The 13,154-nt window shown below is 32.4% G+C and carries 9 protein-coding genes; 4 read left to right on the forward strand and 5 right to left on the reverse strand.

The genetic code is table 11. The features are described from left to right. Nucleotides 1-7 precede the first annotated feature (7 nt). The 3 genes from KORDIASMS9_RS11685 to KORDIASMS9_RS11695 are packed head-to-tail and all read right to left on the reverse strand — an operon-like array spanning nt 8 to nt 3,432. Nucleotides 8-982, reverse strand: a complete 975-nt coding sequence (locus tag KORDIASMS9_RS11685; protein WP_114903013.1) for a deoxyhypusine synthase family protein — start codon at nt 980-982, stop codon at nt 8-10. Beyond that, entirely contained in the window at nt 972-1,916 is a 945-nt protein-coding gene (gene speB / locus KORDIASMS9_RS11690; RefSeq protein ID WP_114903014.1) for an agmatinase, read from the reverse strand. Before speB ends, KORDIASMS9_RS11685 begins: the two co-directional genes overlap by 11 nt. Before the next feature lie 55 nt (nt 1,917-1,971). Further along, the gene (locus KORDIASMS9_RS11695) at nt 1,972-3,432 is read right to left on the reverse strand and encodes an arginine decarboxylase (RefSeq protein ID WP_114903015.1); all 1,461 of its coding nucleotides are present in this window, start codon (nt 3,430-3,432) and stop codon (nt 1,972-1,974) included. A gap of 872 nt (nt 3,433-4,304) precedes the next feature. Between KORDIASMS9_RS11695 and KORDIASMS9_RS11700 the strand changes: the two genes are divergently transcribed. The 4 genes from KORDIASMS9_RS11700 to KORDIASMS9_RS11715 all read left to right on the forward strand — a co-directional run bounded on the left by KORDIASMS9_RS11700 (nt 4,305) and on the right by KORDIASMS9_RS11715 (nt 8,103). Continuing rightward, complete coding sequence (locus KORDIASMS9_RS11700; protein WP_114903016.1) at nt 4,305-4,607, forward strand: hypothetical protein; 303 nt, start codon at nt 4,305-4,307, stop codon at nt 4,605-4,607. A 94-nt stretch (nt 4,608-4,701) separates the two neighbouring features. After that, nucleotides 4,702-6,129 carry a hypothetical protein gene (locus KORDIASMS9_RS11705; protein WP_114903017.1) on the forward strand — a complete coding sequence of 476 codons (1,428 nt, stop codon included), beginning with the start codon at nt 4,702-4,704 and terminating at the stop codon, nt 6,127-6,129. After that, nucleotides 6,129-7,136, forward strand: a complete 1,008-nt coding sequence (locus KORDIASMS9_RS11710; protein ID WP_114903018.1) for a RimK family alpha-L-glutamate ligase — start codon at nt 6,129-6,131, stop codon at nt 7,134-7,136. Before KORDIASMS9_RS11705 ends, KORDIASMS9_RS11710 begins: the two co-directional genes overlap by 1 nt. Then, nucleotides 7,126-8,103: a succinylglutamate desuccinylase/aspartoacylase family protein gene (locus tag KORDIASMS9_RS11715; RefSeq protein ID WP_114905222.1), complete on the forward strand. Its 978-nt coding sequence runs from the start codon at nt 7,126-7,128 to the stop codon at nt 8,101-8,103. The genes KORDIASMS9_RS11710 and KORDIASMS9_RS11715 overlap by 11 nt, the downstream gene beginning before the upstream one ends. A gap of 518 nt (nt 8,104-8,621) precedes the next feature. Here the strand turns inward: KORDIASMS9_RS11715 and KORDIASMS9_RS11720 are convergent. Further along, nucleotides 8,622-10,019, reverse strand: a complete 1,398-nt coding sequence (locus tag KORDIASMS9_RS11720) for a transposase (protein WP_205318060.1) — start codon at nt 10,017-10,019, stop codon at nt 8,622-8,624. 202 nt (nt 10,020-10,221) lie between these two features. Further along, on the reverse strand, nt 10,222-12,987 hold the full coding sequence (locus KORDIASMS9_RS11725) for an ATP-binding protein (protein ID WP_114903019.1): 2,766 nt from the start codon (nt 12,985-12,987) through the stop codon (nt 10,222-10,224). Nucleotides 12,988-13,154 lie beyond the last annotated feature (167 nt).

A 13,154-nucleotide genomic window follows, 5' to 3' on the forward strand; every position in this document is an offset into this window, starting at 1 on the left:
TGTTTGGTTATAGGTTTAATAAATACGCAAAGATTAATGGTGCCACAATGGTAGCATCACTTTCAATGACAAATTTTGGAGTGTCTATGTCGAGCTTTCCCCACGTAATTTTTTCATTAGGAACAGCGCCTGAATAAGAGCCGTAACTAGTGGTAGAATCACTAATTTGACAGAAATAATTCCAAAATGGTGTGTCGGTTCGTTCTAAATCTTGATACAGCATTGGAACCACACAGATTGGAAAATCGCCTGCTATTCCTCCGCCAATTTGAAAGAATCCGATGCCGTTTTCTGAATTTTCTGTATACCAATCTGCCAAAAACGTCATGTACTCAATTCCAGATTTCATTGTAGAAGCTTTCAATTCACCTTTCATGACATAGCTTGCAAAAATGTTTCCCATCGTGCTGTCTTCCCATCCTGGACATACAATTGGTAGATTTTTTTCTGCTGCTGCATACATCCAAGAATCCTTTAAATCAATTTCATAATATTCTTCTAATACGCCTGATAATAGCATTTTGTACATGTATTCATGTGGTAAGTAACGTTCTCCTTTTTCGTCGGCTGCTTTCCATAGATCAAAAATATGTCCTTGCAGCCTACGAAATGCTTCTTCTTCAGGAATGCAAGTATCAGTTACACGATTGAGTCCTTTTTCGAGCAAATCCCACTCGTCATGCGGAGTTAAATCGCGGTAGTTAGGCACACGCTTGTAATGTGAATGTGCTACCAAGTTCATGATGTCTTCTTCCAGGTTTGCTCCTGTACAAGAAATGATATGTACTTTGTTTTGACGAATCATTTCTGCAAAGATTTTTCCTAATTCTGCCGTACTCATTGCTCCTGCGAGCGATACTAACATTTTAGAACCTTTGGCTAAATTGGCTTCGTACCCTTTGGCAGCATCTACCACAGTTGCAGCATTAAAATGCAAATAGTATTTTTCTATAAATTGTGATATGGCACCTTTAGTCTTCATCCTCTTCAGCGTATTTTAAGCGGTTAATTTTTGTTTCGCTTTGTGCTTTGTACAAATCTTCATTTTCTTCTTCTTCATCTTGCTCATAAAATTTATAGCTCAGCATTTTGTAATACAGCTTTGCTGCTAAAAAGTCTGATGATTTATCATTTGGGTTTGGACATAATTCTACAATATCAAAACCGACTACATTTTTTTCTTCAAAGATGCGTTTTAAAAATTCTAACGTTTCATACCAAAATAATCCACCAGGCTCAGGCGTTCCTGTTGATGGCATGATTGATGGATCAAGCGCATCTAAATCAAATGTGATGTACACTGTGTCAGTCATGGCTTCAATGGCGTTGTCCATCCAGTAATCATCATTTACCATATCATGTGCAAAAAACACATTATCTTCATTCATCTCTGTACGTTCAATTGCATCCATACTGCGGATTCCCACTTGTACTAAATTGGTGTTTTGATTGGCTTCATACAATGCACAGGCGTGATTGTATTTTGAACCTTCATATTCTTTGCGTAAATCGGCATGTGCATCAATTTGAACTACTGTTAAATTGTGAAAACATTCATTAAAAGCACGCATTGCACCAATAGATATAGAATGTTCTCCTCCAAATAACGTCACAAACTTGTTCCGTTTGATCGCTTTTTTTACCGTTTCATGAACAGTAGCTACCATTGCATCTGGTGAAGTATTTTCTGTAATTGTATTTGCTAGATATATTCCTTGCTTATACACTTCACTGTCTGTTTCAATATCATAAAGCTCCATATTCTCAGCAGCGTGTAAAAACGCTTCTGGTGCTTTATCCGCTCCTTTTCCCCAAGTACTGGTCCCATCATAAGAAACGGGAATTAAGGTAATTTTTGATTTTTCAAAGCTTGCATAGTTACTTGGAATGCCTGCAAATGTTTTTAATGTGTTCATTTTTTATTTATTAATACGACTCCTTTTGAGTGTAATTGATTGTTTTTTAATTGTGTTATTTAATGGTTGTTTCTAGTTGAAATTCTTCAGCTGTTTTTGCCAATTCGTGATTGATTTCGTAATCATATCCTAACAGTGACAGTAATTTTTCGGATGTTTGCTGTTTTGCAAATAGTTTTGTTACAATGTTACCATCTGCATCACGATCAATCAAGATGTGTTTTGGTTGTGGAATTAAACAATGTTGCAATCCACCAAAACCGCCAATGGTTTCTTGATATGCTCCAGTATTGAAAAAACCAATGTATAGTGGTTTCTCTTTGCTGAATTTTGGCAAATAGATTGCGTTCATGTGTTGCTCACTATTGTAATAATCGTCACTATCACAGGTTAATCCTCCTAATAATACACGCTCGTATTCTTTTTGCCAACCAGTGATTGGTAGCATCACAAAACGTTTATTGATTGCCCACGTATCTGGCATCGTTGTAATGAATGAGGAATTGATCATATTCCATTTTTCACGATCGTTTTGTTGTTTTTGATACAATACTTCGTAGATAGCGCCACCACTTTCGCCAACGGTAAAGCTTCCGAATTCTGTAAAAATATTTGGAACTGCTACGCCCGCTTCCTCACAGGTTTGCTTTATTTGTTGAATGATTTCATCAATTATATATTCATAATCATAGTCAAACGCTAACGAGTTTTTGATTGGAAATCCTCCTCCAATATTTAAGCTATCAAGGCTTGGACATACTCTTTTTAGGTTGACATACACTTTCATACACTTTAGTAATTCGTTCCAATAGTATGCAGTATCACGAATACCTGTGTTGATAAAAAAGTGTAACATTTTAAGGGTTACTTTCGGATTGTCTTTGATTTCACGATTGTAAAAAGGCACAATATTTTTGTAGCCAATTCCCAAACGCGACGTATAGAATTCAAACTTTGGTTCTTCTTCTGAAGCAATTCGAATTCCAATATTGTAGTTACTGTTGATTTCTTGACTCAACAAACTAATTTCCTCATAATTGTCTATGATTGGAATACAGTTTTTGTGTCCGTTATTAATCAAACGTCCAATGTTTTTTATATATTGATCACGTTTAAAACCATTGCTTATCACAAAAGTATTATCTGTAATTTTCCCTTGTGCTTTTAGGTTTTCAACGATGTCAATATCAAATGCAGACGACGTTTCAATATGAACATCATTTTTTAATGCTTCGTTTAAGACATGACTGAAATGTGAACTTTTGGTACAATAGCAATAGTTATAGTTGCCAGCATAGTTATGTTTTTGCATTGCGTTGGCAAACCATGTTTTTGCGTTGTTAATGTTTTCCGATATTTTTGGTAGGTACGTAAATTTTAACGGCGCACCATACTTAGCAATGAGCTTAGAAAGGTCAATGCCATGAAATTGTAATTTGTAGTTTTCATCAAGCTTGAATTCTTTTTGAGGAAAATCAAATGTTTGCTCGATGAGATCAATATATTTAGTTTTCATTGTGAAATGAATTAAAAAATTAAAGAAATAATCAAGTAGTGCTATTTAGTAATAGCAATTAATAAACACTAAGAATTTGAATTTCTCAAATACGGAAAGCAAATACCGTAAACGGTACAAAAGTGCGTTGTAGTAAGCACTTGAAAGTATGTTCAATTTCAGAAGTCAGCCTGAGAATTCGGCGTCTGATACGTGAGACAGCTTTTGGAGTAGACTTCTTTATTCTCCTAAGCCCGAATCTGAAAACAGTATTCATTTATGTAGGCAATGCGTTCGATTGGTGAACTCATTTACAGAAACAAACATAGTAAAAAAATGAATTAAAAAAACTTTTTTAATTTTTTTTTAAATAAATTCTCAAAAAATAACATCGAAGGTTAACAGATTCACAGCTACGACTTGGTTTCATTGTCAATATCAAAAGAGAAAAATATTTTAAAATTTTTATAATAAATGTTTGCTGTATTTAATTTTTAATTACTTTCGTTTTGCTATTAGCTGATATAATGAAAACTATATGTAGTTTCGGGTGGTTAGAAATTAGGAAGTCAAATCTAAACACAGCTTATGGAATAAGTGACCGAAATGTAAAGCTAACTTCCGTTAAAAACTTCATTTTAAAATATGTAGACGCTACACTTGTCGTCACAACGCTACGTTTGTAATTTTTTGGCTTGATACGAAATACAAACACATACGATTTTACACAATCACACTAATCATTCATCGTTTATTTCAACTTTTTCAAGAAAGGTAAGTACAACGTCATGTATCGTAAACACTAGGAATTAGTGATTTACTAGAGCAATCCGATCTCGATTTGACATAAGTAATTGGAATTTAGCATGTATTAATTTTTTAAAACGAAAACAATGAAAATACTCACAATAGTTACCTCAATTGTAGCCGTATTTTTTATGACTACCTATCAAAACACTACTGTAGAAGCTACGTATGATGGCTATGAAGATGGTGTTTATTATTTCACAGATGGTAATGATGAAACACTAGAATTTCAAGAAGTTGACAAAGAAGTATTGAAAGCATACGATTTAATGTCAAAGAAATTTGAAAACAGAAGCTTTAACGTAACCTACAAAACCGTTGAAGAAGAAGACGAAGAAGGAGATTCGTATACTATGTATGTCATCACAGCATTAAAATTAATTGAATAACAAATTTAGAATATTTATGCTAGGGAATACTCCTATTTCCTAGCAACTAATAAATTAATAACAACACTAAAAAAAACATAAATAATTCATTAAAATGATTGTCAGTCAAAATGATTTTGAGCCAACAGATCACTGGTATCCTAAAGCTTTAAACGCTACAATTCACCCAATGGTGAAGTTCTTTTTTAACCTTGATAGAGATTTAATTGTCACGCGCTATTGTCACCTACATCCAACAGTAAGTAGTGATAAATTAAGAGAAATTCTCAATTACAGATGCAAGTATTTTCAATGGGGCGGTGCCGATTTATTGAATGTGACTTCCTCTGGAGGAAAACGACAAATGGTAGTGATAGAAAACAATTCCTGTCCATCTGGTCAAAAATCTATGCCTTTGTTGGATGATAATGACGAGCAAGGAAGCTATCGTTTGATGGTAGAACGCACGTTTAAACCTTACATCAAAAAGATAAAAGATGTTAAAGGTGATTTAGCAGTTGTCTATGATAAAAATGAAATTGAGGTATTTGGCTACGCGAAAGTCATTGCAGATGTGATGAAAGAACCTGTACATTGTGTTACATTTCACAAAGACGATCCTGATCCTAAAGTCTTTTTTGAAGATGGTATCATGTATGTCAAATCTGATGATGACAAAAAACTAATTCCAATTCGTGCTGCATTTCGCTATTTAACGCAAAAACCTTGGAATAGATTGCCGCTCAATACAAAAACTAAAATCTTAAATCCAACAATTGTGTGTTTGGCTGGCGGGCGTAATAAAATGGTGGCAGCAAAAGCATACGATATTTTTAATGCAGAATTAAAGCCATTTGGACTAAAAATAAACATTCCTGAAACGATTTGGGATGTACGAAAAGAGGAAATCCCGTTATGGGTAAATAAATTGGGTGGACAAGCAGTGATTAAAGTGCCATACAGTAATGCTGGACAAGGTGTGTATACTATCATCAATGAAAAGGAACTGGACGATTTTATGAAACTTGAGTTTGACTATGACCTATTTATCATTCAGAGTCTAATTGGGAATTCAAACTGGAGTAGTATTACTTCTTCCGGAAAACTGTATCATGTGGGAATGATTCCAAACCTAAAAAACGAAACTTACATTGCCGATGTACGATTGATGGTAAGTTCCACAAAAAAAGGCATTTTACCCTTGGTTGCGTATGCACGTAGAGCCAAAGCACCGCTGAAAGATCGTATTGATGGCGGTTCAGACAGTTGGGAAATGTTGGGAACGAATCTTTCCTACAAAGAAAAAGATGGTTCTTGGGGTAGCGATGCCAAACGATTGCTTTTAATGGATAGACGCGATTTTAATAAGCTTGGCTTGGGATTAGACGATTTGATTGAAGCCTACATTCAAACGGTTTTATCAACGGTAGCTATTGATAAAATGGCAAAAACATTGATCAATACCAAAGGAGTTTTCAAATATGATCTATTTAAAAGTTTGAATAACGATCAAAGTTTATTAGATGAAATAAAGATTCATTAATGAAAAAGTTTCTTATTCTTATTCTAACTGATCACAGCGCGCATACTATTGAAAATTCAATGTATGTCACCGCTAGTGAACTTACCAATCATGAGCTTTGTGCCTATGTAGATGTAGCAACGCTTGGAATTTCTAAAAATCAAGCTTTTTTAGAGAGTTTTGATACCAATCATCTTTGGGTAAAACGAATTGACAATACTTTTGAATTTACAGAGAATAGCACATTTTTTGATAACCATTTAATAAAAAGAAATGTACAAGAATATGATTTTGTATGGTTGCGTTTACCGCCACCATTATCAAAAGTTCAACTCGATTTTTTAGAAGAAGTATTTAAAAATCAGGTCGTTATCAATAGACCATCGGGAATAGCTATGGCAGGTACTAAAAAGTACTTATTGAATTTTCCCGAATTATGTCCACCAATGCAGTTGTGTACTTCTGTAGATGAAATTATTAACTTTACTGAAACACATAAAGAAATTGTGTTAAAACCGCTCAATTCTTATGGTGGAAAGGGTATTGTAAAATTGAATAACGAAATTGTTTGGATAGGAAATGAGAGAACGGCAAAATATTCTTTTTTAAAAGAATTGAATCAACAAAACATTGAATATCTAGCTGTAAAATATCTCAAAAAAGTAAGTCAAGGAGATAAAAGAATTGTCGTTATAAATGGTCAAATACTTGGTGCTACATTGCGAATGCCAGCAGAGAATTCTTGGTTGTGTAATATTTCAAGCGGTGGAACTTCAATAGATACTGAAGTTACAGATGAAGAAAAAGCTATAATTGCACGAATAAATCCTTTTTTGAAAAAAATAGGCATTGGCATGTATGGAATTGATACGCTAACAAACGATCAAGGAAAAAGAATTTTATCTGAGATAAATGTTACAAGTGTTGGTGGCATTTATCAGTTTTATAAAAATAAAGGAATTACTGTTGTTAAAAAGGCAGTAAATGAATTAATAAACTTTTTTATTGAAAATGCAAATGAAAAATAACAGAGTACGTACCTCACAATATGTAGAGAAAATTGACATAACAGCAATTCCTAAAGAAACCATCACAAGATATTGGCTAAAAATAGCTGAGGATGGTTTAGGAAATCCTATCAATATTCCTGTCATTGTTGCCAAAGGTGCAAAACAAGGAAAAGCTGTCGGGATTACAGCAGCAGTTCACGGAAATGAATTGAATGGAATTTCAGTGATCCAAAAATTGTTTTGGGAACTGAACATTAAACAACTCAAGGGGACTATTGTAGGAATTCCTGTAGTGAATATACCATCATACATACGCAATCAGCGTAGATTTATTGATGACGTCGATTTGAATCATATCATGCCAGGAAAAGAAAACGGAAATGTGAGTCAAGCATATACGTGGCAAGTAGTACATAAAATCATCCATCAATTTGATTACTTAGTTGACTTGCATACGGCGAGTAATGGTCGAATAAATTCGTATTACGTCAGGGCTGACATGAATGATGAAGTCGTTCAAAAAATGGCATTGCTCCAAAATGCGCAGATTATTGTACACAATCCACCAAGCGATGGAACTTTAAGAGGAATTGCTGATGAATTGGGGATTCCTGCAATTACAATGGAAGTAGGCGATCCTAACTTGTTTCAAAAGGGACACATTCGGGATGGACTGACTGGAATTTATAATTTATTGAGTTATTTAAGCTTACTTGATTGTGAAATAGAAGAAAATGATGAAGATACACTTATCTGCAAAAAATCCTATTGGATATATACTGCAAAAGGAGGATTGCTAACTGTTCATACTAAATTAACAGAAGTAGTTGAGAAAGGAGAAAAAATTGCAACACTCAGAAATATTTTTGGAGATATCACAGAAGAATATTTTGCGCCAGAAAAAGGAGTTATTATAGGTAAAAATGTAAATCCCGTTTCACAAACTGGCGGTAGAATTTTACACTTGGGGATTTTGCGAGATTAACACAGGCTATTTATAGAATTAATGAGAAAAATGTAAGTGCAGTTATTCAAAATATTTGGAAATATGTAAAACAGACGATATCAACAACAGTTTGCAACAACTAGTAACGAAACAATAAATTCATTTAGAGAATATAAATAATGAATTGGAAAAATTCTATGCATTATAACTTTTACAAAACAAAGTTTTTACTAAATTTACATATCAATAATCTTGAAAACTGAATACTAAAGTGAATACGTTTTAGTCATAAATAAGAAATTAAAAAACTATAACTAACTGATAATCAAGTGTTATTTTTTGAGTCCTTAAGCTGGTTACTTTCTAAAGAGAGCTTGTTATATTTTGGCGCATTCAGAAAATAGCTCACTTAAAGCTAACAAGAACATAAAAATCCAAGATTTGATCTATTTCATTTCTTGGATTTTTATTTTGGACTGTTTTTATGTTCTTTTTAGTGAGTTTTGTTAACGATAAGACATACCTATGCCATAGTTTTGGTAAACTATTTTAAAAATTTATGCTGCTATTTGTTGCTTTTTGTAGATTCTTCTTCCGATTTCTAAGGCATTAGCGGTATGTATACCAAAGAATATCCACAAGGTTTCTGTAAGCTTTGTTTTTGCTTTTATTTTTTTGAGATGATAATACTCTTTTTCCTTGCCAAAGCTACCTTCTAATCGCGTAGCTCTTTCTTTTGTGATTAAGCTCTTTAATTTTTTCTCTTGCTTGTAGTCTTTAGGAGGCCTTCCTTTTCTTTTGAAGTCAGTTTTAATCTTGTGCTTTGTGACAAAGTTTCTATTCTTGTTTGTGGCATATATAGCATCTGCTCCAATGATCTTGGTTTTTCTATGGGTAAGATCTTGTGCTTTATAGATCGTAGCTTGCAGTCGCGTTCCCTCATTGAAGGCATGAAAACTTAGGTGTTCTATAAAGCTAATTCCATCGATTTGTAGTTTGTTAACTTTGGCACCGAACTCTACGGGTTTGATTTCTTTTCCTCGAACGATAGGTCGTAAGTAGTCCTTTGCAATACTTACAATACGGTCTTTAATCTTATTACCTGTTCTGAAGTGATATTCTTGTTGAGAGTAAACTTTTTTGATTGTAGCTACTCTGCGATAGTATTGTACACTTGCTTGCAAGTTGTACTTTTTACGTAAGTGAGCTTCAAAGTCGATAAACTTCTTTAATAACAATAAAAGTGCCCGTGTCAGTGATTTTCGTTTGGACTTGGACTTACGACGCATCTTGCTAAAGCCATGATAACGTAGTTTCCATTTCAAGTATTTACTGCGTATCATTTTTACCCCTACTACTTTAGCATTTTTACGGAGTTGCTTATACATCCAATGAACAGCTTCCCATAGTAGCTTTTGGTTGGAAGGATACCGCAGTTCACTATCATAACAAGTAGCATCCACAGTGACTTGATTAGGATTTTCAATATAATCAGACCAGTGTACATATAGACATTTTTGCAATACATCAATATCTAAGCTAGCAGATAGCTCACATCGTATTTGACTTACAATTTTATAATTAGTGATACGGTCAAAACCCAAATGTAAATCACAAAAAAACTGATAATCAATATTACTGTTGAGTTGTTCTATAAGTCGCTTATCACTGCAACAGGCATAATGTTTTAAAAACATCAGCGCAATCCGACCTTGTGGACTAAAGGACATTTTAGTTCCTTTAGAAGATTCTTTAAGGTCAAAATATCTAACCAAATCAGACCAAGGAATGGCAGTGTAAATCTTACCAAGATCACTCTCTAAAAATCGAACATAATATGCATCAAAATTTTCAACAGAAGATAAAAAGGAAAATTTGTGCTGAAACTCACTAATTCTTTGTATTTTCATAGCTAGAGAAAAAAGAAAACCCCGTTTTTGCACCATATCGGTCATTTTCGGGGTTTTATGTTTCTTTAAGTTACAAAGAAATACTAGTATTTACAAGGCTTTAGATATTTTCTGAATGCGCCTATTTTTGGTTGGTTAGTTAAAGAAAAAGCATCTTTCGAGATGCTTTTTTTATGCAATGATGCGAAAAGTACTATTGATACGACCGTTAATCTTTCGAGCTGTTTTCGGAATTTGATGCAGTCATTCACGCTACTTTCTTATTGGCAAGTTTTCCTGGTTTAATTCCAAAACGCGTTTCAAAAGCTTTATTAAAATAAGATCTACTATTTAATCCTATTTGGTAAATAACTTCATTTAATGATAGCTGTCTTTTATTTGTAATTAAAATGTATGCTTTTAATAAACGAATTTCTAAAATAAGTTTTCTCGGTGATAAGCCCGTTTTATTCTTTATAATATGTATGAACTGTTTGTGACTATAGCCACATTTTTCAGCTAGTATTTTTATCGTAAAATTTGGATCATTTAAATGGTCATGTATGATAGCACTAACTTTTCGAATGAAATCAGAATAAGCACCATTATAATGAATACCTAATCCATCATTATTTAAAAGTTGTTTTTGATAAATTGAAGGCTCAATGAAAGTACGAATACAAGCTAATAGTTCATCTACTGTAAAGGGTTTAATTAAATATTTGTTGATTTCTATTGGGGCATTATCAATATTTGCAAAATATTCCTTTACAGAAGAGGTCATCATAACAAATGGAATTTTACCTAGATTTTTGTTTTTATTTAACTTTTGTTTCAACTCAAATCCACTCATTTGAGGCATACAAAGATCAGATATAATTAGATCAAAATTTTGATTCTGGCATTTCTCTAGTGCTTCTTTACCATTGAATGCGTATTTACAATCAAAAGATTCTCCCAATGCCTTTGCAATGAATTGCGTCATACCAATTAGATCATCTACGATTAAAATGGAAGGCAAATTACCCTCTTTTTTAACGACTTTGGATACATTAGAAGTTAGTAAATTATATTGATGATTCTTTTCGTTTATATATAAAGTATAGTTTTCTATATTTAAAGGAAGTTGAACTGTAAAAACACTTCCAACGCCTTCATCGCTTTCCAGCGTAATACTACCATTAAGGAAAGTAACCAGTTTTTTTACCAGTGAAAGTCCAATGCCAAAACCTCCTGAAGCGTTTTGTTGGTTGGTTTGAAAAAAACGATTGAAAACTTTTGTTTGTTCTTTTTGAGGAATTCCAATACCTTCATCTTTTACAGTAATGGTTATACCTGATTTATTTATGTAAGAATGTATGTGAATGGTACCTGATGAATTTGAATATTTTATGGCATTGCTTACCAAATTATTTACGATTTTATGCAAACTATCATAATCAAAGGATATTTTTTGGTCTTTATGGATATTGGTTTTATAGTAAATTTCTATTTGTTTGAGCTCAGCAATGCCAATAAACATACTGAATGTTTCATGTAAAAAACTTCCAAGCTTTTCTTTAGTGTGTTTTTTGGGACAATCAACGTTATCAAGCTTTATTAGTGTTAAAAAGTTTGTGATGTTATTACTAATAAATTTTGTGTTTTGTTCTGCTAGCTTTGTATAATCAATTACTTTGTTATAGTCGGAAGCGGAGGTGTTAATTAATTTTAGATATCCTTTAATAACAGTTATTGGAGTGCTGATTTCATGAGAAATGTTTTCAATGAATTGCGATTTCTCTTTATCTATTTTTTTGAGTTTGTTATTTAATTTTTGCTTATTTTGGTTTAAGTAGAATCCTACGAATACCAATAGTAATGCAAAAAATAAAATTATAGAAATAATTAATATAGTTCTTTGTTGTGCTTTATTCTCAATCGTTTTACTTTTTACTTCCTTGTCTTTTATTTGATTATCAAATGATAATTGGTTGATGGTTGCAAAATTTATATTCCGTTTCTTTTTAAGCAAATTGTTGTTTTCATATATGGCTAATGCCTTTTTATAGTTTCCTTGCTTTTTATAGGCCCTTATTAAAATAGCTCCTGCTTGTAATATTTTATTCAAGTTTCCTTGTTGTTTAAAATTATAGGCTTTTTTAGCATATTCAATTTGAGACGCACTATTTCCTTTCCGCTCTTCTAACATTGACTTCAAAAGATAATACTCTAAGAAAAACACACTGTGTTTCTCTCTTGTTTTTATTTCTTGATAAATGCTTTCTAGCTTCTCAGAAACTTCATCGTATTTATCTTGATCAATGTATAAGTAAATCAGAAAAAAATTAGCTAATATCTGTCTGTGTTTTAACCTATTCATTTTACTTCTAGCTAAAGCTTTGTGGGCATATTCAAAAGCAGTATTAATATCGCCTTGTAATCTTTTTATTTTGGTAATGGTTAAATAGACAATAGAAGAGATTCTTTTTTCGTCAATGGAGTTTGATTGTACGTAGTTGAAGAAGTTGTCATATTCTTTCATTGCCAAATCATAGGAAGTTTTCTTCATAAATATAAGCGCCTTTTCGGTACTAGCACTTTGCCTAAATCTAAAATATTCAAAAGGAGTTCGACTTAACTCAATACTTAGAATAATTTCGTTAAAATAATTCAACGCTTCAATATTATTTCCAGATTCGGCTAAGGCAGTAGCCATATAACCTGTACTCAGCAAATATTGTTTAAAGGTGCTTTCAGAATTTTTAGAAATCGTTCTAGCGATATCAGCATAATAATAAACACTGTCGAGTTTTGGATTTTTTAAGTAATACCCAGAAGTTAAGTAAATATTAGAAATTTCAATATTAGCATTGGCTATATCCTCAATATTGGTAAGGGTATCAATACTTCTTAAATAATAGGATATTTTTTCCTTGTCATCTAATTTTAATTGATTTTCTAATTTTGGTAAAGAATCATTGGAAAAAGAAAAACAATCTATATAAAATAATATTAGTAAAAATAAAGTAAAGTGAAATCTAATGTTTATCAAAATAAATAGGTTAAAAAGTTAATTCTATGCCTTTTATTTTAGGGAAGTAATTTAGGGGTTTATAAAAATAGTGTTTTTTAATTTACTATAAGAAAAAACTGTAATAAAAAGCGATACTAATCTATTACAGTTTAAATTCTCGAAAACAGTACAAAAAGGTAAAAAAA

The sequence above is a fragment of the Kordia sp. SMS9 genome, assembly GCF_003352465.1.
Taxonomy (GTDB): Bacteria; Bacteroidota; Bacteroidia; order Flavobacteriales; family Flavobacteriaceae; genus Kordia.